Here is a 20,679-nt window from a genome sequence, read left to right on the forward strand (position 1 = left end):
GAACCTCCCATGACCGCAGACAACGCGGAAATCATCCGTACGCTGGAGAACAACCGCTTCGACGCCATCGTCGCGCGCGACTTCGACAAGTTCGCCGAGCTCGCTCACCCCGACCTCGCGTACACCCACTCCAACGGAGCCCTGGACACGCTGAGTTCGTATCTGGACAAGTGCAAGAACGGTTACTACGTCTACCACCAGATCGACCACCCCATAGACACGATCACCGTGGTCGGGGACACCGCCGTAGTCATCGGCGAGATGAACGCCGACCTGACCGCCGGAGGCGTTCGCAAGCAGCTGGCGAACCGTTCGCTCGCGGTGTGGACGCGGGTGGACGGCACCTGGAAGTTCCTTGCCTATCAGCCGACCGTCAAGCAGGGCTGACATGAACAAGCTGGTCACCTCCGCCGCCGAGGCCCTGGCCGATGTCTGCGACGGCGTGTCCCTCGCTGTCGGCGGGTTCGGCCTCAGCGGCGTCCCGAACGTACTGATCAACGCACTGCACGAGCGGGGCGTGTCCGGCCTGAAGGTGGTGTCGAACAACTGCGGCGCGATGGACTCAGGACTCGCTGTCCTGCTGGCCGCGGGACGCATCGGCCGGGTGACCGGCTCCTACATCGGCGCGAACAAGGAGTTCGCCCGCCAGTACCTGGCTGGCGAGCTGGAGGTGGAGCTGATCCCGCAGGGCACGCTCGCCGAACGGCTGCGGGCCGGCGGCGCCGGCATCCCCGCCTTCTACACCCCGGCCGGGGTCGGCACCCAGGCCGCCGAGGGTGGACTGCCCTGGCGCTACGACGGTGAGGGCGGGGTCGATCTGGCCTCGCCGCCCAAGGAGGTGCGGGAGTTCGACGGGGTGGAATATGTGCTGGAGCGCGGCATCCGGACCGACTTCGCACTGGTGCGGGCGGCGAAGGGGGATCGGCACGGCAATCTCGTCTTCAACAAGTCCTCCCGCAACTTCAACCCGCTCGCGGCGATGGCGGGCCGGGTGACGATCGCCGAGGTGGAGGAACTCGTGGAACCTGGTGCGATCGACCCGGATGCGGTGCACCTGCCGGGAATCTTCGTGCAGCGGGTCCTCGCCCTGACTCCGCAGCAGGCGGCGGACAAGAAGATCGAGCAGCGGACGGTGAGTACCTGATGGCCTGGAACAGGCAGGAGATCGCAGCCCGCGCGGCGCGCGAGCTGGGTGATGGCCAGTACGTCAATCTCGGCATCGGTCTGCCCACCCTGATTCCGAACCACCTCCCCGAGGGCGTCGAAGTCGTCCTGGAGTCCGAGAACGGGATCCTGGGCACCGGCCCCTACCCCACCGAGGACCAGGTCGATGCGGACCTGATCAACGCCGGGAAAGAGACCGTCACGGTGCTGCCCGGGGCGTCCTTCTTCGATTCCGCGCTGTCCTTCTCCATGATCCGGGGCGGGCACATCGACGTGGCTGTACTGGGCGCGATGCAGGTTTCCGAGAAGGGCGATCTGGCGAACTGGGCGATTCCCGGGAAGCTGATCACCGGGATCGGCGGCGCCATGGACCTCGTGCATGGCGCCCGCCGAGTGATCGTCGTCATGACGCACACGGCCAAGGACGGCAGCCCGAAGATCCTCACAGAGTGCGCGCTGCCGCTCACGGGCAAGGCATGCGTGAACCGCATCATCACCGACCTCGGCGTCCTCGACGTCACCGACGACGGCTTGCTGCTGACGCAGACCGCACCGGGCGTGACCGTCGACGAGATCATCGCCAAGACCGACGCCAAGCTGACCATCGCGGAGGGACTGCAGTGAAGGACGTCTACATAGTCGACGCCGCCCGTACCCCGATCGGCAAGTACAACGGATCCCTTGCCTCCGTACGCCCCGACGACCTCGCCGCCCACGCGATCCGTGAACTGCTCTCCCGTACACCGAGCTTGGATCTACACCGGATCGGCGACGTCTACTTCGGCAATGCCAACGGCGCCGGCGAGGAGAACCGTAACGTCGGCCGCATGGCGGGGCTGCTTGCCGGACTGCCCACGTCGGTGCCGGGCGTGACAGTGAACCGGCTGTGCGCCTCCGGCCTTGAGGCCGTCATCCAGGCCGCGCGGGCCATCGCACTCGGCGACGTCTCCATTGCCCTGGCCGGCGGTGTCGAGTCGATGACCCGCGCTCCCTACGTCCTGCCCAAGAACGACAAGCCCTTCCCGGCGGGGCATGCGGAGCTGTACTCCACCACGCTGGGCTGGCGCATGGTCAACCCGAGGATGGACCCGCAGTGGACCGTCCCACTGGGCGAGTCGGCCGAGCTGATTGCCGAGAAGCACAAGATCAGCCGGGAGCAGCAGGACGAGTTCGCGCTCGCCTCGCACCAAAAGGCGGCTGCCGCACACCAACAGGGTCTGTTCGATGCCGAGTTGGCTGCGGTGTCGATCCCTCAGCGTAAGGGCGCCCCGGTCGTGTTCGGCGCCGACGAGTCGGTCCGCGCGGATGCCTCGCTCGCCGCGATGGCCAGGCTCAAGCCGTCCTTCCGTACCGAGAACGGCACGGTCACGGCCGGGAACGCCTCGCCGCTCAACGACGGTGCCGCCGCCCTGCTGCTGGTCGACGAGGAGGGCCTGAAGGCGGTCGGCCGCGAACCGCTGGCCCGCGTCAGTGCGACCGGTGTACACGCCGTCGACCCACACTACTTCGGGCTCGCCCCCGTCGAGGCCGTCAACCGCGCCCTCGCCAGGGCCGGCCGGACCTTCGCCGACCTGGACGTGCTGGAGCTGAACGAAGCCTTTGCCGCCCAGGTGCTCGGCTGCGTCGCCGAGTGGCCCGAGTTCGACCCGGCCGTCCTTAACCCCCAGGGCGGCGCCATCGCGCTGGGCCACCCGCTCGGTGCCTCCGGCGCCCGTCTCGTCGGCACCGTCGCACACCAGCTCGCCCGCAAGGGCGGTGGAGTCGGCGTCGCCGCCCTCTGCATCGGCGTCGGCCAGGGCCTCGCCCTCGTGCTGGAGCGCTGAGCAGCCCGGTCCGAGCGCGCACACGACGGTCATCCGCGCCGCCGTCCGGAGGAAACCGGCAGGGAACACAACAGTGATCGGTGCCTCCCAAGCCGCTCCAGGTGTTCGTCGGAGTCATGACGGTGCAGGGACGTGCCGCGACCCCGCGTGCCGTCGCAAGGCCACCACGGCGGTGGCGGCACGTCCTGGGAGAGGCGAGTTCGGAAGTGTTCACGGTGACGAAACGGTCGGAGTCTCACAGCGATCACGTCACCTTGGACGCTGTGGACGGCGCCTTGAGACCGGAAAGGCGGGACGCTTGGTCGTCGAAGCAGTGTGTGAGGCGAACCTGCCTGCGGCCTTCACCAGGTTCGTCGGCAGGCGGCAGGAGATTGCCGAGATCCGTCGCCGGCTGGCCGGCGCGCGGCGGCTGACGGTGACCGAGCCAGGCGGGGTGGGCAAGACGCGGCTGGTGCTCGAGGCCGCGGCCACCCTGGCAAGGTCCTTTCCGGGCGGGGTGTGGCTGGTGGACCTGGCCGCGGCGCAGGACCCGTCGATGGTGGCGAGCACGACCGCCGCCGCGCTGGCGGTGCCGGACCTCGGCACCAAGCCCTTGCTGGAACAGCTTGCCGCATACCTGGGCGGTCGACAGGCGCTGATCGTGCTGGACAACTGCGAGCATCTGGCCGACGCCTGTGCGGGCGGTGGCGCTGCTCTCAGCCGCCCCCGAACTGCGCATCCTGGCGACGAGCCGTCAGATGCTGGGCGTGGCAGGCGAGCACGTCTTCGTAGTCAGGCCGCTGCCGCAGCACGACTCGGCGGAGCTGCAGCGGGACCGGGCCACCGCAATCCATGAAGGCTTGCAGCCCCGCTCAGGTGCCGTTCCGCTCTCAGCGGGCGAATGCGTTCACGGCCGGTCTGCCGCGGGGCCGGAACGGTGGGACAGGTCCCGCCGGGGCCCCGGTCTGCAACCGCCACAACGCGCCGTCCGCCTGCCGTTATCCCGCCATGGCCGACCCGCGGTCATCGACACGGCAGGGACGGGGCTATCCGCTCCCAAGCCGCATCTGTCACCTCACCCCGACCACCACAAGATCGACTGTCGGCGACAGACGGTCAACCGTCCACCGCCGCGCGGAGCGTGGTCTCCCTCTGCTCCGGCCGGGGACCCGCGTCGAGCCGGGGTCGGTTCCGCAGGGAAGAAGGAGAACGCGCTCGCCGGCTCTCCGAGGTGAACCGTCCTGGCATACGGGATGAATACAGGGACGGGAGCATCAGCTTTAATCTGCCAGCCACGAGCATGCTGGCAGTCCGCCCACGAGGCCCTCAACGGCTGAACGTACGCACCGAACGAAGCACCCTGGAACCGTGCGCCCAAAGGCACCGTCCCGCTCCCCTGGTCGAAGACCGGGACCGGGGTGTTGGCTGGCATCCCTATCCACGGGCGCGTGTGTTCGTCTCCCGCAATCGATCACGAAGTCCACCCAGTGGGCGAATGTGAGCACCTGTCTGGCCACAGCGTCTCCCGTCCAGAGACCTTGTATGGGTGAACCGTGTCGTCACACCACCCACCGCCCCTCGCATCCTCCTGGCAGGCGCTCTCTTCGGGCACAGTGGTTTGTCGGGCAGGCCCTGAAGCAGCGTCGGGTTCCGCGGGCTGCGTCAAGGCGCCTCGTCGCTGCCCTGCGGATCGATCGCAGAACTAGTTTCGCCGCGAGAAGCCTGCGTCGGGTGGCTTTGATGGCAGCCTCACCCATGATCATCCCAAGGAGCCCGGTCAGGGCGCCCCATGGTGGCGCTGGCGTGCCTACCCGGATCAGCCAGTAGACGCTTCCCATCACGCCGCCGGCCACGAGTGAGGTCGCTATGGAGGTGGCTCGTCTTCGCCACCCGGTGGGGGGCGTGCTTGTCATACGAGCATCTCCAGCAACGAGTACGAGGTACCCATCGCGAACAACCCCGCCAGGGCTGTCAGGGGTGGCGCCGGCGAGGGGAGCCGGACAGTTGCGTACAGTGCGCCAACCAGGAAGCCGCCACCAAATGATGCGAAGTAATTCAAGGTCTCTGACCTCTCCGGTACAGGCAAGGCTGGGTGAGCGCGGTGTTTCACGCCCTCGCAAAAGCGCTACGGGTCACCGCCCCCACGCAGCCTCCGCGTTCTAGTGGCTAGCAGGCGCCGTTGAAGCCGCCGTGGTGATGCCGATGTACGTGTTCACCCCTGGCCAGCCGCCACGCAGTCTGCTCGGCAGATTCGGCTGCCGCTGTCCTGGAATCCGCCTGCCGCGTCTATCGCGCTCGTCAGACCGAACCTGTTGAGTTCGCGGAAGAAGTGCCGCGTGGACTCCAGCTTCTGCTCGTCCGCCAGGATCGGCCCCTTCGCGAGAGTCGCGTAGAGGACCGTCGCGGCCGGCGCGGCCAACAGCAGCCCGGTGGGATCACCGTCGCGCCCGCGCACGATCTCCCCTCCGGGAGGGTTCGGGGTGTCCTTGCCGTATCCGACGGCACGGACGGCGGCACGGTTCAGCAGGGCTGACTGGTAGAGGTGCAGCACGAACACGGGCGTGTCGGGGGCTCAGCTTGGGTGGTGTCGGTCATCGCGACCGTCGCAGGCATCGCCTGCGGGCTCGCCACCCGGATGCTGCTGACCCGACCTGCGCCTGTCACTCCCACTGGAAAGACGAACTGATGGCACACCACGCGACAGAAGCCTGGCGCACGATCGTCCCCGCGCGGGGCAACCCGCACGGTCCACTTCCCACACTGCTCGTGCTGCTGACCATAGTCACCGGCCTCGTCGACGCATTCAGCTATCGCGAACTCGGGCGCGTGTTCGTAGCCAACATGACCGGCAACGTCGTCTTCCTGTCTTTCGCACTCGGCGGGGCGAATGGATTCGTCTGGTGGGCATCCGCGCTGGGAATCGTCACCTTCATCGTCGGCGCATTCGTCGGCGGCCGAGTCGCGGCCGCGCACGGCCGGCACCGAGGTCGGCATCTCCTGGTGGCCGCCGCGATCCAGGCCGTACTCGTACTCACAGCGCTCGTTCTCACCACGCTCGTTGCGACGCCCTACGGAAATGTGCCGTTGATCGGACTGATCGTCCTGCCCGGGGTGGCGATGGGATTACAGAACGCCACCGCCCGCGCCCTGGCGGTCCCCGACCTCACCACGACGGTCCTCACACTGACGATCACCGGTATCTCCGCGGACAGCCGCGCCGCGGGCGGCTCGGACAGCAAACTCGGCCGACGTCTCATTTCCGTCGCCAGCATGTTCGCCGGAGGACTCGTCGGAACAGCGTTCATCATGGCGGGAATTCCCTGGGCAGTGCTGCTGATCACTGTCGCCCTGCTCCTTGCCATCGTCGTCGTCGGAACCACCACCTGGCGATCGACGGAAGCCTGGACTGCGAAGAAGTAGCAGTCCCTCCTTCACCATCACGGCTTGTCACGAAAGGAATCACCATGGCTATCCGCCGTATCGAAAACCGAGATCTGCTCGCCACCGTCTGGACGTGGTCCGGAAACACTGCTCCCTCACGCGAGGACGAGTCGAGCCCCATCGACATCCGCACCCGCCTGGCCGCCGTGCAGGCCGCGGGATGGAAGGGGGTGGGATTCGTTCACGCCGACCTGATGAAGATCGTCAACAGTATCGGCATCAGCACGCTGAAGAATCTCCTCGATGACCACGGCATCGAAACCATCGAGCTGGAGTTCATCAGCAACTGGTGGACGGACGGCGAACTGCGCAAGGCGTCCGACGCGGTCCGCAAGGACCTCTTCGCCGCCGCGGCGGTACTGGGCACCAAGACCATCAAGGTCGGCGCCGAGCTCGAGTCCTTCAGGGCCGTGCCCGGCGGTGTCTCGCGCGAGCGGTTCATGGAATCGCTCGACGCGCTCGCAAGCGATGCGGCTCGCCACGGTCTGCGTGTGGCGATGGAGCCCATGCCCATGGCGAACGTGCGCACCATCGAGGACGGTGCGCAGATGATGCGCGAGATCGGCAACCCGCACGCGGGCCTCGTCGTGGACACCTGGCACGTCGCCCGTGCCGGCACCTCCTACCAGGACATGGTCGACGCACTGCCCATGGACCATGTCTTCGTCGTGGAACTCGACGACGCCGACAAGCAGGTCGTCGGCACGCTGTGGGAGGACACCATCCACCGGCGCCGGATGCCCAGTGACGGTGCTCTGGACACCGCCGCCTTCATCGCGGCCATGCACGACGCCGGCTGGCGAGGCCACTGGGGCGTGGAGATCATGTCCGAGCATCTGCGGCAGATGCCCGTCGCCGAAGGCGTTCGCGAGGTCTTCACCAAGACCATCGCCGCCATCGACGCCGCCGAGGACGTCCCTGCTTTCCGTATCTCCAGCAACGCGTAAGGACGCAGCACATGAGCACCACCTACAGCGTCGGCTACATAGTCGGCAGCATCTCGTCCGTTTCGATCAACCGCCGACTGGCGCTTGCCCTGGAGAAGCTCGCGCCTGAGGCGGGCCTCGTGCTACATGAGATCCCCATCGCGGAGCTGCCGTTCTACAACCACGACTACGAGGCACCCGACGCCGACTATCCCGGCGCCGCGGCCGAGTACCGGGATGCCGTCAGCAGGGCGGACGGCATCCTCATCGTCACCCCCGAGTACAACCGGTCGATCCCCGGGGTGCTCAAGAACGCGCTCGACTGGGGTGAGCCGGCCGAAGGGACAAGCCCCGCTAAGCGGCAAGCCGTCCTATGCGGTGGGTGCATCCATCGGCGCGATCGGCACCGCCGTCGCCCAACAGCACCTCCGTTCGATCCTGTCGTTCCTCGCGTCCCCGGAACTCGCCCAGCCCGAGGTGTACCTGCATGCGAAGCCGGGGCTCATTGACGACGACGGGACCATCACGGTCGACTCGACCAGGGCCTTCCTCTTGGACGCGCTCACGGCGTTCCGTCAGCACATCGCCCACACCCTGCACGTCCACTGAACAGGATCCAGTCGACGCCGTTCGGGAGGCGCTGAGCGCGAATCCTCCGGATGGCGGGCGACTCGCCTGGCGAAGCGCATCGGAGGTGACGTTCCTTCCCCCGACCACGCATCGCCCGACCGTCTACTGCGCGGGCGCCAACTACCGTGATCATGTGGCCGAGAGCAGATCTCGGCGCTGAGCATGCTCGCGCCGCTCCATCCGGGCGACCTGCTGCTGAGCGGTACTCCCGCGGGAACCGCCGCCGCCCATCAAGGCCGATACCTCGAACCCGGCGACGAGGTCGTCGCCGAGGTCATGGGAGTGGGCCGCCTGGAGACCCGTATCACCGGTGACTGAGCCGGCTCAAGCGAGCTCGGCGCGGTCCGTCTCGGGAAGCCACCAGGGCTGGCGGGGGAGGTCACGCCAGCCCTGGTCGAGCGCGAGACGATCGACCTCCTCGATGACCGCCGATGTCGGCTGCCCGCTTCGGCGCCCTGAGCGATCGGTCCGTGTCCCGCCCGACCAGCCAGACGGGAAACAGCGGTATCGGATCGTGCAACTCGCGCACGACGAGACCTTCGGGCAGCGGGGCATGGACGGGTGCGAGCGTCGGCGTGTTGTAAGCGAGCGCCGCCGCATTCGCCGCCGCGCGGCCGTGGCCGCGCAGGCGCCGCCCCGCGGTGAGACCGAACCGCGATACCAGAGCGGTGTTCCAGTCCTCCCAGTCCCCGGCCTCGGCGGCGTTGTGCAGAAGGATCGGAAAGTCCCGCAACTGGGCGAGGCGCACTACGTCTTCGTCGGCGAGGGCGTGGTGTTCGGGGAGGACGACCCCCATCGGTTTGATCCTGACGAGCAGACAGGGGAAGGCCCCCTTCCAGGCGTCAGGTACCCCGGTCACCCGGCCGAAGGCCAGATCGACCTCCCCCCGGCTCAGGCGCTCCAACGAGCCGGCAAACCCCTGTCCCTGGACGACCTCCAGAGCGAGCTCCGGGAGACGGGCGCGCACATGCTGCGCGGCCAGTCCGGTCGTCAGGCTCTCGGTGACGACATCGAGCCGCATGGGACGGCCCGATTCACACACCTCCGTGAGCAACGCGGAAGCTGGGTTCAGCAGCTGACGCCCGCGGGCCACGAACACCGCACCGGCATCCGTCAGTTCCACGTGTCGACGGTCGCGCGCGAAGAGCGCCGTGCCCAACCGATGTTCCAGTCGGCTGATCTGCGCGGACAAAGTCTGCTGAGCGATGTGCAGACGGTCCGCGGCGTGGCCGGAGTGCAGCTCTTCCGCGAGCACCGTCACGTAGCGGACCAGACGGAGATCGATGTCCTCGGGTTTGAGGCCAGGGCTCATGAGAGCCTCCTCGATTGCTACGGGACGATCCGGCGGGGAAGGAGTATCCGGGCACGTACTCACCGGATACCGGTGTGGTCTCCCGCCGTCTCCCTGCCAGTGGTTGACCTTGAGGTTCCGTGACAGCAGCGCGGGCAGGCCGGGCGTGACGTGGCTTCGTTCAGACCTCGGTGCAGCCGGGTTCTCGATCTGTGCCTTTCGTGGTGTGCAGGTGGGCGGTGAGGTCTTCGTGGGTGGGGGGTGGGGGGAGTGGCCGGGCGCCGTCCGGGCGCAGGCCGTCGAGGAAGACGCGCACGTGGCGGGTGGCGAGGGTGGTGGCCTGTTCGGCGGGGAGGTGGGGCAGGGGGCGGCACGCGAGTGCTCCGGTGGTGATCAGGTCCACCGCTGTCACGTCGGGACGGACCGCGTCCTGGGTGCGGGCGACGGCCAGGATGTCTTCCAGGGCGGCTGCGGTCCGGCGTTGGAGTTCGAGGGCTCGGGGGTCGTCGATGACGGGGCCGCCGATCAGGGGCAGGACGAGCATGTCCCGTTCGTCGACCAGGCGCAGCATCATCTTCTCGATGGCGGCCAGTGGGTCCCGGGGCGCGGTCTCCAGCGCGTCGTGAGCGGTCTGGAGTACCAGGGTGAAGCCGTCGAGGACGACCTGCCGGATGAGGGCGTCGCGGTCGGGGAAGCGCCGGTAGAGCGTGGCGATGTTGACTCCTGCGCGGCGGGCGATCTCGTCGAGCGGGGCGGCGGTGCCCAGTTCCCGGAAGGCGCTGCGCGCAGCGGCCAGGATCTGGGCGCGGTTGCGTGCGGCGTCTGCCCGCAAGCGCGGTGTGCCGCCGTCTGGGGATGCGTTGCGGGTCACCGTGGGCCTTTCCTCGTTGTCTGTGCTGGTGGACGCATCGAGGTTACGTCAGTGGTGGGCTTCACAGGCAGATTAAGTGAAGGATTTTCTGCGGTTAGTGTTACGGTGAAGACACCCGGCCTGGGGGCGCCGCGGGAGGACGCCTTTGGACATGGCGGGTGTCCGTGCCCGGGCGGGCCGGCCTTCGCCCCGGGCGCCGCAGGTGTCGTCCGCGGCGCTCCCCCTGCGTATCGCGAGAGAAGAAAGTGGTGGGCATCCATGCAGATTGCGCGTTTCGAAGGCAAGGCGGCAGTGGTCACCGGCGGCAGCCGGGGTATCGGCGCGGCCGTCGCAAGGCGACTGGCCGCCGAGGGAGCCTCGGTGGCGATCGGCTACCGGGGCAACCAGGAGGCGGCGGACGCCCTCGTCGCCGAGCTCACAGACAACGGCGGACGGGCGATCGCCGTACAGGCCGATGTCGCCGACCCGCACCAGACGGGCTCGCTGATGGAGCGGGCGGTGGACGAGTTCGGCCGACTGGACGTGCTCGCCTCCTGCGCCGGCATCGAGCACTTCGACGCCCTGGAGAAGATCACCCCGGCCGACTTCGACCGCGTCTTCGCCGTCAACACCCGCGGGCAGCTGTTCGCCGCCCAGCACGCCGCCGCCCACATGCCAGAAGGCGGCCGGATCGTCCTGACGTCATCCGTCAGCGCTTCGCGAGCGATCTTCGGCCACACCCTGTACGCCGCGAGCAAGGCGGCGGTGGAGTCGATGGTGCTGAACCTGTCCGCCGAACTCGGGCAGAAGAAGATCACCATCAACGCGGTCGCCCCCGGCGGCACCGCCACCGACATGGCCGCAGAACATGGAGCCAGCTATCTGCACCCCGAGCAGATCGGCAAGCTCTCCATGGCCGACTGGCTCAACACCCAGGTCGCCCTCAAGCGGCTCGCGGAGCCGTCCGAGGTGGCCGCCGGGTACGCCTTCCTCGCCTCCGACGACGCGGCCTACATGACCGGGCGCACCCTACAGCTCGATGGCGGGCTCTTCTAGCCCGCCCCGGGTCATCGAACCCGCTGGCACCGCTCGTCCTTCCGCGGCCCCACGGGGGAGGCAGCCCGCCAAGGGCCGCCACGCGGAGGAGGGGCAGCGACAACCATACGACCGCCTCGCCCCGATCGCCTGGCGGTAGCAGGTGGGTGGGCGGTCACGCCCTCGGAGAGAACACGCCGTCGGCCCGCCCGGCTCCCGCCTGCACACCGGGCGCGCGGACCACTGCGGGCCCTGACCGAGATCCCTCGCGCACACCGCGGATACGCAGAAAGCCCCTCCCTCTATGCAGCACAGCACCGACCTCCCTCCCATCGCGCCGCCCGACCCCGCACTCCACGCCCCTGGCAGGCGCCGGGCGGCCGGTCACCCTGCGCACTCCCGGCACGCGCTGGCCGATAGCGAGCCCGGCATCCCCGCCCCCGTGCTCGCGGCCGCTGCTGCAGCGCGCAAGGCGATGCTCGTGCCGGTCGTCACCGCGCTGGCGATCGGCACCATATTCGTGGCCGTCTATCTTGCGGCGTTCCATGCCCCCTCGGCACATCACCAGCCGCTGGGTATCGCCGCATCCGACCAGGTGGCCGCCCGTACCGAACTCGCCCTCAACACCGCAGACCCCAGCGCCTACACCTTCTACCGCTACCCGGACGCGGAAGCCGCGCGCCAGGCCATCGCCCATGACGAGGTCCCTGCCGCGCTCGTCGCGGACGGCCACCATCTGCGTCTGCTGGCGGCCGGTGCGCAGGGCCCCTCCACCGTCTCCAACCTGGCCGCCGCGGTGAACCAGGCGGTCGGTCATCCTGTTCCCATCAAGGATGTGCGGCCGCTGGTGGCCGGAGATGCTCGAGGGCTGTCTCCCTTCTATGCCGCGTTCGGAGTGGTACTCGCCGGGTTCCTCTTCGCGGTGTCCTCCTACCAGATCGCCCCACGCCTGCGCCTGGCCGCCCGGGTCGCGTCGATGATGGTCTTCTCCGCCGCCTCCGGCGCGGCGGTGGCACTCATCGCACACACTGCCATGAACGCGCTCCCGGCGTCCTTCTTCACAGTCGCCGTCGTGGTGGGACTGCTGGCGTGGGCGACCGCCGCCGCGACCGGGGTGATGCTGCGGCTGTTCGGACCGATCGGCATGCCGATGGCCTCTGTGGTGCTGCTGACCTTCGGCAACGCCACCTCCGGCGGCATCCTGCCCGCCACCTTCCTGCCGGCGTGGCTCTCCCCGCTGGCCCAGATCCTGGCTCCGGCGGCCGCGATCCGCGCTCTGCGTGGGGCCGCCTACTTCCACAACGCCCACCTCACGGCCGCTCTGCTCACCATGAGCGCCTGGGTCGTCGGCTGCCTGGCGCTGCAGTACGTTCTGGACTGGGTCGCCGCACGCCGCGCTGCGGATCCGGCCCCGCTCCACACCGCCGCGGTCCGCTGAAGGCCCTACAAGATCAACTGTATCTGGCCGGGTGTAGGGCGAGGCGGGACGCCATCCCTTCCCCGGGGGCTGGCCCTGCCGGACGTCCCGGCGTCGCAGCCCCGCCTTTGTCCTTCGGGTGGAGGCCGTGAACGGATTCGTGCGTCCCTCTCGGTGCACCGTCCCGGGCAGCCAGGGGAGGGCTCCGTACGTGACCGATCGCGGTTGTCCCTTTGGTCCGTAAGGCCGAGGGCAGCATGGAGCAGATCTACCCCGCCGAGCGGACTCGCACGAACTACCGCCCACCACGTGACCGTTGGCGCACGATCGCTCCACCACTACACGGGACAGGACCGCCCTGGTGAGAGGCGGTGTGCGGGGTATTGCTGCGGCGATTGAGGCTGGGCCGGGCCGGTCGGCGACCGCGCACAGGCGTCGACGGAGGAACTGGTTGAGCGCTGGACGCTGCCGAAGTCCGATCATCTGGAACACGACGACGGTTGGCGGTCCGCGGCTGCCGCGCCGGTTTCGGGGCTGCCGTGCTCTGCCACATCAGGCTCCGGGTCCGTCGACGAGATCGTTCAGGGCCGCGGCGATGCGCCCGAGTCGGCTGCGGTCGACGGAGTAGAGGACGTAGTAGCCCTCGCGGTGGCTGGTCAGCAGCCCTGCTTGTGTCATCTGCTGGAGGTGGCGGGAGACCACGGACGCCGAGAGGCCCAGGAGGGTGGCGAGTTCCTGGGTGCTTCGGCTCTCTCCGGCGAGGGACTCGGCGATCTCCAGGCGCGGCGCGGCGGCCAGGGCTCGCAGGGCGGTGAGCAGTTCTTCGCGGCCGGCGGAGGCGGGCTGCGGGGCGAGCGGGGCCGCGGGGTAGGTCACCCGCAGGGGCCAGGGGGCGTCGCAGGTGACGCGGACGTGCGGCCATACGTAGTGGCTGGCGGTGAACGTCACCGGGCGGGTGGGGGTGACGGTGATGTCGTGGTCATGCGGGCGGTCCAGGCGCAGCAGCCGCTCCCCAGGGTCCAGGCGGATCTGCGGGAGCAGGGTGCGCAGCATGGGGAAGACGCCGGCAACGGCGATCCGGCGTCCGGCGCGGGTGAGTTCGTCATGCAGTACGGGCTCGAGGCGTCCCCACTCGTTGGCGAAGGCGCTGTCCCAGTAGTCCGCCAGAACGGTGAGCGCGGTCTCCACGGCTGGAGCCGGGTCGGCGAGGACGTGGCGCAGCCGCTCGGCCAGGGCGGGGTCGGAGCGGTCGAGGTCAGCGAGGGCCGCGTCCCGCACGAACGGGTCGGTGACGAGGTCGCGGCCGTAGCGGGTGGTGTCGACGAGGGTCTGGGACAGCTCGGTGGCGAGGTGTTCCGGGGGGACGGAGCGGACCGCGGCCAGTTGGCCGGCGAAATCCGCCTCGGGGGCGTCGGCGCCTGCCTCGAAGAAGGCGGGGACGTAGTCGGCCACCATCCAGCCGTGTTCGCGCAGTTCCCGGCGGAGCGCGGCGGGCAGCTCGCGGCACCGGCGCACCCAGGGAAGGTGCAGTGCGTGGTGCCCGGGGGCGGTCAGCACATGCCAGGAATGGACGGCCTCCAGCAGGGGGGACACGGTCAGGGCCAGGTCTTCCTCGGCCGTCCCGCCGAACCGCACAGTGATCACGATTGCAGGATTTCACAATCAGTTGATCGGTTCTGTCCCGGTGTCCGAAGCTCGTGGTCGCACGCCCTCACCCGGCGCGGGCAGTGCCTGTTGACGCGCCGGCATCAACCTGACGGGAGACGACAGACCCATGGTGTCCACCGAGAGCATGCTGGCGTTCGCGGCGGTGTCCCTGCTGGTGATCGCGGTACCCGGGCCGAGCGTCCTGTTCGTCGTCGGACGCGCCCTCGCCCACGGCCGCCGCACCGCGATGGCGACGGTCCTGGGCAATGTCCTCGGCGCCTACGCCCTGATCACCGCCGTCGCCCTGGGCCTGGGCAACCTGGTGCAGAGCTCGGTGACGCTGCTCATCGCAGTGAAGCTCGCCGGAGCCGCCTACCTCGTCCGCCTCGGCGTGCAGGCCGTCCGCCACAGCAAGCAACTGCACGCGGCTGGCCTGACCACCCCGGCCGGCACCCGGCGCAGTGACCTGCGCACAGTCCTGGACGGCCTGTTCGTCGGCGTCACCAACCCCAAGGGCTTCGTCTTCTTCGCCGCGGTGCTGCCGCAGTTCGTGAACAACTCCGCAGGCCACATTCCCCGGCAGATGCTGGTGCTGGGCTTGGTCCCGGCGGTCATCGGTCTCCTCTCGGACACCGCGTGGGGCCTGTCCGCCTCCGCAGCCCGTACCTGGTTCGCCCGCTCCGAGGGCCGCATGGCGATGATCGCCGGCGCGGGCGGCATTGCCATGATCGGCCTCGGCGTCAGCGTCGGCGCCACGTGTTGCAGCACATGAGCGCGGCCCGGCGCTTCCGGCGGCCGTGCCGGGGCTCCTGGGCGATTTATGGCAGAGGGTCGACGAGGTAGCGCTGGATGGTGGGGGCGAGGAGGTCGGTGACGGCGTCGGCGGGGAGGGCTGCGATATCGCCGACCTGCCAGATGTAGCGGTTCATGATCATGCCGTCGATCTGGGTGGCGATGAGGCTGGCGCGCAGGTTGCGTTCGGCGTCGGGCAGGCTGCGGGAGACGACGGCCAGGACGAGTTCGGAGAACAACTGGCGCAGGCGTTCCAGGGCGGCGGGTTCCTGGGCGGCGGTGAGAATAATCGACCGCAGGATCTCGGCAGAGGCGGCGTCTTCCCACAGTTGCAGGGTGGCCTGCACGAACGCGCGTCCTCGCTGGTGCAGGGGCTGTTCCGCGGCGGCGGCCACCGTCGCACCGAATGCCTCGGGGGGTTGCAGGACCGCTTCCAGCAGCCCGGTCTTGGTACGGAAGTAGTAGAGCACGAGACCGGGGTCCACGCCGGCGTCCTGGGCGACCGACCGGAGTGAGGTCGCCGCGTAGCCGCGGGTGGCGAAGGCTCTGCGGGCCGCGGCGATGATCTTGTCGGCCTGCTCTCCGCGTTCCCCTCGGGGGCCTCGCCCGCCCACAGCGCATCACCTTCCACGCAAGTTCGAAGAGGACTGCCCTTGCCGTCCCGCTAGTTTCATCATACGCTGAAACTAGTTTCCACAGATGATGAAATTGCGAGTTGATGTCATGCGCACGATCAAGAACGAGTGCATCACGGCGTCCGACGGAACCCGGCTCTACGCCGACGTGTACCTGCCCGACGCGGAGGGCCCGTACCCCGCGCTGTACGCGGTGGCGCCGTACCAGAAGGACCTGCTCTACCTCCCGCCGGTGTCGGTGTTCCGGTTCATCGAGACCGGTCCGCTCGACTACTGGACCGGCCACGGTTACGCGGTCGTGGTCGGCGACCAGCGCGGCACCGGCAGGTCCGAGGGGGAGTTCGAGCTGTTCGGGCCCGCCGAGCAGCGCGACTGCTACGACACCATCGAGTGGATCGCTTCGCGCCCCTGGTCGACCGGGAAGATCTCGATGGCCGGGGAGAGCGCCTACAGCGTGAACCAGTGGCTGGCCGCCGCGCAGCGCCCGCCGCACCTGACCTGTGCGCTCATCTACAACGGGTTCACGGACCTCTACCACGACGCGGTCTACCACGGCGGGGTCTACTCCATGAACTTCCTCGCGTTCTGGGCGACCGAGCACCTCCGGGCTGCCGCCACCCTCGGCGCCACCCCGCCCCGGCCCGGCGGCATCGCCGCCGACGTCATCGGCATGACCCTGGACCGGCCCGTCTTCGACGACTGGTGGGACCAGCGAGCGGTGAAGGTCGAGGACATCGACATCCCGGTACTCAACGTCGCCTGGTGGTACAGCATCGGCCTGCACCTGCACGGTCAGCTCGACGGCTACGAGCGACTCAGCGGCGCCGACAAGCGGCTGGTTGTGCTGGCCGGCACCGACAGCCACGAGCGTTACTACCAGCCCGAGTTCCTCGACACCTACATCCGCCCCTGGTACGACCATTGGCTCAAGGGCATCGACAACGGCGTCATGGACGGCCCGCCCGTCCGGCTCCAGATCGGCAACGCCGGCAGCCGACTGCGCGAAGAGCCCGAGTGGCCGCTCCAGCGCGCCGTACCGACCCCGTTCTACCTGAGCCCCGAGCCCGCGGGCGCCGTCCGCTCACTCAACGACGGCAGCCTCACCACCGCGCCGCCCACCGCGGCGACCGGAGGGCCGACCGCCTACGACTTCCCCAACCCCGAATGGACGGTGGGCACCACCGTCATCACCGACGGCATCCCCCAGCCCACCAGCGGCATCCTCACGTTCACCACTCCGCCGCTGGAACACGACACCGAGGTCACCGGGAAGATCACCCTCGTGCTGTACGCGGAGACGGACCAGAGCGACACCGACTTCCACGTCAAGATCTCCGAGCAGAAGGCCGTTCCGAAGCTCAAGGAGGCACTGATGCGCAGGGTTGCCAAGAACGTACCGCCGCCCTCCGCGATGGTCAGCCGCGGCTGGCTGAAGGGCTCTCACCGCACCCAGCCGCCGCAGCCGGTCGAGCCGGGGGCCGTCGTCCGCTACGAGATCGAGGTCTGGCCGACCTCCTACCTCTTTCGCAAGGGCAGCCGCATCCGGCTGGAGATCGCCAACGGCGACTCCCCGGTCGCCGACGGCCTGTTCTACCACTACTACGGCCACCAGGTGGGCCGGGACCTCATCCACCACGACGCCGACCACCCATCCCACCTCGTCCTGCCCCTCGTTCACTGACCCCGCCCACAACGGCCACCCACCCTCCGCACCGACACCACCCACCCCTCGCCACCCCACGGGCCCCCGACCCGGCTGCTGCGCGCCACTGCCGTCTTCATCGGCCTCCTCGCGAACCTCCTGTACATGCTCGCCCTCACCGGGGCGTTCGGGTACAACCTCAAGACGCCCGCAGTGTTCGGCATGCCGGTCCACTCCGTCCTGATCGGCCTGGTGAGCGCCTCCTCCATCGTCCCGACCCTGCTCGGCTGGGCGCTCCTGGAGCTGCTGGAACGGTTCTCCCCACGGCGGGCCACCGTCGTCTGGACCGTGCTCGCGATCCTGACGCTCGTTGGCAGCCTCCCCTTCAGCGGGACCGGAATCAGCACGACCGACCGGCTCCTGCTGGCCCTGATGCACCTGATCGTCGGCGCGGTCGTGATCCCCACCTTCGTGATCACCTCGCTGCGCCGCTCCTGACGCACCACCCGCTCCCCGGACCGCACCGGTCCGGCCGGCACACCTTCACCCTGGAGACCCCCGTGACCATGCCCTACCTCGCCCAGCCCGACCAGCAGCAGACCCTCGAATGGCTCCACGGCGGGCTGTTCACGATCCTGCTCGACAGCCAGGCCACCGAGGGCCAGCTCACCATCGGACGGTTCGACGTCCCCAAGGACGAGGCCCCGCCCTTCCACATGCACACTCGCGAGGACGAGGTGTTCCTCCTCCTCAAGGGCGAGGCGCTCGTGTGGGTGGGCGACGAACGCCACGAACTCTCCGAGGGCGGCATCGTCTACCTGCCCCGCAACCTCCCCCACAGCTACCGCATCACCTCCGAGCGCGCGGACCTCCTGCTCATGACCACCCCCGGGGGCATCGAGGAGATGTTCCGGCACGCCGGACGCGACATCACCACCCCCCGCCCCGAAGGGTTCGAGATCACCAAGGAGAGGCTCACCGAAGCCGCGGCCCTGCGCGGCAACGTCCTCCTCGGGCCGCCTCGCTGACCGGTTCACCCTCCCCTCCGCACCACTCGGTGCACCACCGCTAGGAACCACGATGACCAATCTCGCTACCCTGCTCACCGGCTCCGCGTCCGAGCACGGTGACCGGATCGCGGTGCGGCACGAGAACACCGCACTGACCTACGCCCAACTCGACGACCTCAGCGCACGTACCGCCGCGCTGCTGCGGGCCCGAGGCGTCCGCCCGGGCGACCGGGTGGCCGTGATCATGCCCAACGTGCCGCACTTCCCCGTTGTCTACTACGGCATCCTGCGCGTCGGCGCCGTCGTCGTACCGATGAACCCGCTGCTCAAGGCTCGCGAGATCGCCTTCACCCTGCGCGACTGCGGCGCTCGGACGGTGCTGGCCTCGCCGATGTCGGCGGCCGAGGCCGCCATAGCGGCCAGCGCTGCCGGAACCGGCTGGCTGGTCGTCGATCCGGCCGACTTCGACGCACGGCTCGAGCGCACCGAACCACTGCCCGCCGTCGTCGACACCGATGACGCCGACCTGGCGGTCATCCTCTACACGTCGGGTACCACCGGCACACCCAAAGGTGCCGAGCTGACGCACCGCAACCTGCTCAGCAACACGGCCACCGCCGTGGAGACGCTGTTCCACGTCGCCCCCGACGACGTACTCTTCGGCGGCCTGCCCCTGTTCCACGCCTTCGGCCAAACCTGCGGCCTCAACACGGCCGTGGCAGCAGGGGCCACCTTGACCCTGCTCACGCGCTTCGATCCGGCGGCGGCACTGGAAACCATCCGCCGGGACGGTGTCACCGTCTTCTTCGGCGTCCCGACGATGTACGCAGCACTCCTGAACGCCGAACTCCCCGACGGCTTCGACGCCGCCCGCCTGCGCCTGGCCGTCTCCGGCGGCGCCTCGCTCCCGGTCGAGGTGCTGCACGGCTTCGAACGGCGTTTCGGGGTCGACGTGCTCGAGGGCTACGGCCTGTCCGAGACGTCGCCAGTGGCCGCCTTCAACCCGCCGGACCGGCCGCGCAAGCCCGGCTCCATCGGTCTGCCCGTGCGCGGCGTCGAGCTGCGCCTGGTGGGACGGGACGGCACGACGACCGGGCCCGGCGAGGTCGGTGAGATCGCGGTCCGCGGCGAGAACGTGATGGCCGGCTACCACAACCAGCCGCGTGCCACCGCGAACGCGATCCGCGACGGCTGGTTCCACACCGGCGACCTCGCCCGGGTGGACGAGGACGGCTACTACTTCATCGTCGACCGCACGAAGGACGTGATCATCCGCGGCGGCTACAACGTCTACCCGCGCGAAGTCGAGGAGGTCCTGTACACGCATCCGGCAGTCGCCGAGGCCGCTGTCGTCGGCGTGCCGGACCCGCTGCTCGGAGAGGAGGTCGCGGCGGTGGTGGTCCTCAAGCCCGGGGCACACGCCACCGTCGAGGAGATCCGCGACCACGCGAAGGCGCAGGTGGCCGCCTACAAGTACCCACGGGTGGTCACGCTCACCGACGCCCTCCCCAAGGGGCCGACCGGCAAGATCCTCAAGCGTGAGATCGTCATCGCCCCGGCTGCGGCCTGACCCGGGTCCGGCGCCACTGTGCGCGTGGGGCGAGCACGCCGTGCGGACCCGCCCCACCGTTCTCACCGGCGGCGTCAAGGCAACCGCGGCCGACTCCGCGCAGCGTTGACCCGGCTGCCGGTCCGCGCCGCCTTCCGGTTGTGGGAGCTGTCCCAGAAGCGCACCGGCGTTGGGCCGTTGCACGACCTCAACGTCGATCCCCACTTCGGCCCCGCGCTGGAAGACACTTGTCTGGTAGCCCGCGTCGGCCCATACCTTGCTCCCGCTGGGGTGTGCAGTGGCGAGCTCGTCGAGGAGTCGAACCCCGCCGGCGGAGTCGTGCACCGAAGCAGCCGTGACGATCACGGCGAGGACTAGGCCGAGGGTGTCCGTGATCAGGTGACGCTTGCGCCCTTTGATCTTCTTGCCGGCGTCGATGCCCTGGCTGGTCTCGGCGACGTTTGCCGAGGTCTTCACGCTTTGAGCGTCGACAACGGCCGCGGTCGGCTGTGTGCTGCGGCCGTGGGCTCGGCGGGTCTTGTCGCGTAACAGGTCGTGGACCTGCTGCGTGGTCCCGTCGGCCCCGCTTGGCGTAGTAGTCGTAGACGGTCTGGTACGGCGGGAAGTCGTGAGGCAGGTACTCCCACGGGATGCCGGTGCGGTTGACATAGAGGCTCGCGTTGACGATCTCCCGCAGGCCGTGCACCCGGGCTGCCGTTCCGGGCCCGGTCCGTCTCGCCCGCCAGGCGGTGAAGACTGGCTCGATCAGGGCCCAGCGGGCATCGGACACATCACTGCGGTACGGACGACGATCACTCACACACCGTGCAACGACCGCCAACGCCAGC

At 69.1% G+C, this 20,679-nt stretch carries 22 protein-coding genes and 4 pseudogenes; 16 read left to right on the top strand and 10 right to left on the bottom strand.

Going from position 1 to position 20,679, the window contains the following annotated elements:
* Positions 1 to 9 precede the first annotated feature (9 nt).
* The 5 genes from ABB07_RS00160 to ABB07_RS00180 all read left to right on the top strand — a co-directional run bounded on the left by ABB07_RS00160 (position 10) and on the right by ABB07_RS00180 (position 3,822).
* Entirely contained in the window at positions 10 to 387 is a 378-nt protein-coding gene (locus ABB07_RS00160; RefSeq protein WP_208896640.1) for a nuclear transport factor 2 family protein, read from the top strand.
* Between the two features lies 1 nt (position 388).
* Positions 389 to 1,144, top strand: coding sequence for a CoA transferase subunit A (locus tag ABB07_RS00165; protein WP_208896641.1), 756 nt, complete (start codon positions 389 to 391; stop codon positions 1,142 to 1,144).
* A complete protein-coding gene (locus tag ABB07_RS00170; RefSeq protein WP_208896642.1) occupies positions 1,144 to 1,788 on the top strand; it encodes a CoA transferase subunit B in 645 nt (214 codons plus the stop codon). The genes ABB07_RS00165 and ABB07_RS00170 overlap by 1 nt, the downstream gene beginning before the upstream one ends.
* On the top strand, positions 1,785 to 2,987 hold the full coding sequence (locus ABB07_RS00175) for a thiolase family protein (RefSeq protein ID WP_208896643.1): 1,203 nt from the start codon (positions 1,785 to 1,787) through the stop codon (positions 2,985 to 2,987). The genes ABB07_RS00170 and ABB07_RS00175 overlap by 4 nt, the downstream gene beginning before the upstream one ends.
* A gap of 298 nt (positions 2,988 to 3,285) precedes the next feature.
* Positions 3,286 to 3,822 (top strand): hypothetical protein, encoded by a 537-nt coding sequence (locus tag ABB07_RS00180; RefSeq protein WP_208896644.1) that lies wholly within the window; start codon positions 3,286 to 3,288, stop codon positions 3,820 to 3,822.
* A 69-nt stretch (positions 3,823 to 3,891) separates the two neighbouring features.
* Here ABB07_RS00180 and ABB07_RS41850 read toward each other — a convergent pair.
* The 4 genes and pseudogenes from ABB07_RS41850 to ABB07_RS00195 all read right to left on the bottom strand — a co-directional run.
* A pseudogene (locus tag ABB07_RS41850) lies at positions 3,892 to 4,040 on the bottom strand (transposase); the annotation flags it as partial.
* A 485-nt stretch (positions 4,041 to 4,525) separates the two neighbouring features.
* On the bottom strand, positions 4,526 to 4,879 hold the full coding sequence (locus ABB07_RS41855; protein WP_425264664.1) for a DUF1427 family protein: 354 nt from the start codon (positions 4,877 to 4,879) through the stop codon (positions 4,526 to 4,528).
* Positions 4,876 to 5,076 (bottom strand): DUF1427 family protein, encoded by a 201-nt coding sequence (locus ABB07_RS41860; RefSeq protein WP_425264665.1) that lies wholly within the window; start codon positions 5,074 to 5,076, stop codon positions 4,876 to 4,878. The genes ABB07_RS41855 and ABB07_RS41860 overlap by 4 nt, the downstream gene beginning before the upstream one ends.
* A 153-nt stretch (positions 5,077 to 5,229) precedes the next feature.
* Positions 5,230 to 5,538: pseudogene (locus tag ABB07_RS00195) on the bottom strand (amidohydrolase family protein); the annotation flags it as partial.
* Between the two features lie 113 nt (positions 5,539 to 5,651).
* Between ABB07_RS00195 and ABB07_RS00200 the strand changes: the two are divergent.
* From ABB07_RS00200 to ABB07_RS00215, 4 genes are all read left to right on the top strand, one after another.
* On the top strand, positions 5,652 to 6,386 hold the full coding sequence (locus ABB07_RS00200) for a YoaK family protein (RefSeq protein WP_208896648.1): 735 nt from the start codon (positions 5,652 to 5,654) through the stop codon (positions 6,384 to 6,386).
* A gap of 44 nt (positions 6,387 to 6,430) precedes the next feature.
* Positions 6,431 to 7,354: a sugar phosphate isomerase/epimerase family protein gene (locus tag ABB07_RS00205; protein ID WP_208896649.1), complete on the top strand. Its 924-nt coding sequence runs from the start codon at positions 6,431 to 6,433 to the stop codon at positions 7,352 to 7,354.
* A gap of 11 nt (positions 7,355 to 7,365) precedes the next feature.
* A complete protein-coding gene (locus ABB07_RS00210; RefSeq protein ID WP_208896650.1) occupies positions 7,366 to 7,842 on the top strand; it encodes an NADPH-dependent FMN reductase in 477 nt (158 codons plus the stop codon).
* Between the two features lie 268 nt (positions 7,843 to 8,110).
* Positions 8,111 to 8,281, top strand: coding sequence for a fumarylacetoacetate hydrolase family protein (locus ABB07_RS00215; protein ID WP_279617417.1), 171 nt, complete (start codon positions 8,111 to 8,113; stop codon positions 8,279 to 8,281).
* Positions 8,282 to 8,342: 61 nt separating this feature from the next.
* On the opposite strand, the gene ABB07_RS00220 is transcribed toward ABB07_RS00215, so the two are convergent.
* Together ABB07_RS00220 and ABB07_RS00225 are read right to left on the bottom strand one after the other, a co-directional pair.
* Entirely contained in the window at positions 8,343 to 9,275 is a 933-nt protein-coding gene (locus ABB07_RS00220) for a LysR family transcriptional regulator (RefSeq protein ID WP_208896652.1), read from the bottom strand.
* A 160-nt stretch (positions 9,276 to 9,435) separates the two neighbouring features.
* A complete protein-coding gene (locus ABB07_RS00225) occupies positions 9,436 to 10,125 on the bottom strand; it encodes a TetR/AcrR family transcriptional regulator (protein WP_208896653.1) in 690 nt (229 codons plus the stop codon).
* Between the two features lie 258 nt (positions 10,126 to 10,383).
* On the opposite strand from ABB07_RS00225, the gene ABB07_RS00230 reads away from it, so the two are divergent.
* Both ABB07_RS00230 and ABB07_RS00235 read left to right on the top strand, forming a co-directional pair.
* Positions 10,384 to 11,160 (top strand): SDR family NAD(P)-dependent oxidoreductase, encoded by a 777-nt coding sequence (locus tag ABB07_RS00230; protein ID WP_208896654.1) that lies wholly within the window; start codon positions 10,384 to 10,386, stop codon positions 11,158 to 11,160.
* Positions 11,161 to 11,443: 283 nt separating this feature from the next.
* Positions 11,444 to 12,577 (top strand): ABC transporter permease, encoded by a 1,134-nt coding sequence (locus ABB07_RS00235; protein ID WP_208896655.1) that lies wholly within the window; start codon positions 11,444 to 11,446, stop codon positions 12,575 to 12,577.
* Between the two features lie 531 nt (positions 12,578 to 13,108).
* Here ABB07_RS00235 and ABB07_RS00240 read toward each other — a convergent pair.
* Positions 13,109 to 14,200 (bottom strand): ArsR/SmtB family transcription factor, encoded by a 1,092-nt coding sequence (locus tag ABB07_RS00240; protein ID WP_208896656.1) that lies wholly within the window; start codon positions 14,198 to 14,200, stop codon positions 13,109 to 13,111.
* 130 nt (positions 14,201 to 14,330) lie between these two features.
* Here ABB07_RS00240 and ABB07_RS00245 point away from each other — a divergent pair, with 130 nt between their 5' ends.
* Positions 14,331 to 14,975 carry a LysE family translocator gene (locus tag ABB07_RS00245; protein ID WP_208896657.1) on the top strand — a complete coding sequence of 215 codons (645 nt, stop codon included), beginning with the start codon at positions 14,331 to 14,333 and terminating at the stop codon, positions 14,973 to 14,975.
* Between the two features lie 46 nt (positions 14,976 to 15,021).
* Here ABB07_RS00245 and ABB07_RS00250 read toward each other — a convergent pair whose 3' ends face one another.
* Positions 15,022 to 15,609, bottom strand: coding sequence for a TetR/AcrR family transcriptional regulator (locus ABB07_RS00250; protein ID WP_208896658.1), 588 nt, complete (start codon positions 15,607 to 15,609; stop codon positions 15,022 to 15,024).
* Positions 15,610 to 15,718: 109 nt separating this feature from the next.
* Here ABB07_RS00250 and ABB07_RS00255 point away from each other — a divergent pair, with 109 nt between their 5' ends.
* From ABB07_RS00255 to ABB07_RS00270, 4 genes are all read left to right on the top strand, one after another.
* Positions 15,719 to 17,311, top strand: coding sequence for a CocE/NonD family hydrolase (locus ABB07_RS00255; protein ID WP_208896659.1), 1,593 nt, complete (start codon positions 15,719 to 15,721; stop codon positions 17,309 to 17,311).
* A gap of 75 nt (positions 17,312 to 17,386) precedes the next feature.
* On the top strand, positions 17,387 to 17,770 hold the full coding sequence (locus tag ABB07_RS00260) for a DUF6069 family protein (RefSeq protein WP_279617418.1): 384 nt from the start codon (positions 17,387 to 17,389) through the stop codon (positions 17,768 to 17,770).
* A gap of 68 nt (positions 17,771 to 17,838) precedes the next feature.
* Positions 17,839 to 18,300, top strand: a complete 462-nt coding sequence (locus tag ABB07_RS00265; protein WP_244189708.1) for a cupin domain-containing protein — start codon at positions 17,839 to 17,841, stop codon at positions 18,298 to 18,300.
* Positions 18,301 to 18,352: 52 nt separating this feature from the next.
* Positions 18,353 to 19,852 (top strand): long-chain-fatty-acid--CoA ligase, encoded by a 1,500-nt coding sequence (locus ABB07_RS00270; RefSeq protein WP_208896662.1) that lies wholly within the window; start codon positions 18,353 to 18,355, stop codon positions 19,850 to 19,852.
* A gap of 204 nt (positions 19,853 to 20,056) precedes the next feature.
* On the opposite strand, the pseudogene ABB07_RS41865 reads toward ABB07_RS00270, so the two are convergent.
* Positions 20,057 to 20,500 (bottom strand): annotated as a pseudogene (locus tag ABB07_RS41865) (transposase); the annotation flags it as partial.
* Positions 20,430 to 20,651, bottom strand: a pseudogene (locus tag ABB07_RS41870) (transposase); the annotation flags it as partial. The pseudogenes ABB07_RS41865 and ABB07_RS41870, both read right to left, overlap by 71 nt.
* Positions 20,652 to 20,679: the final 28 nt, after the last annotated feature.

It is taken from the genome of Streptomyces incarnatus (assembly GCF_001027185.1).
Classification (GTDB): Bacteria; Actinomycetota; Actinomycetes; order Streptomycetales; family Streptomycetaceae; genus Streptomyces; species Streptomyces puniciscabiei.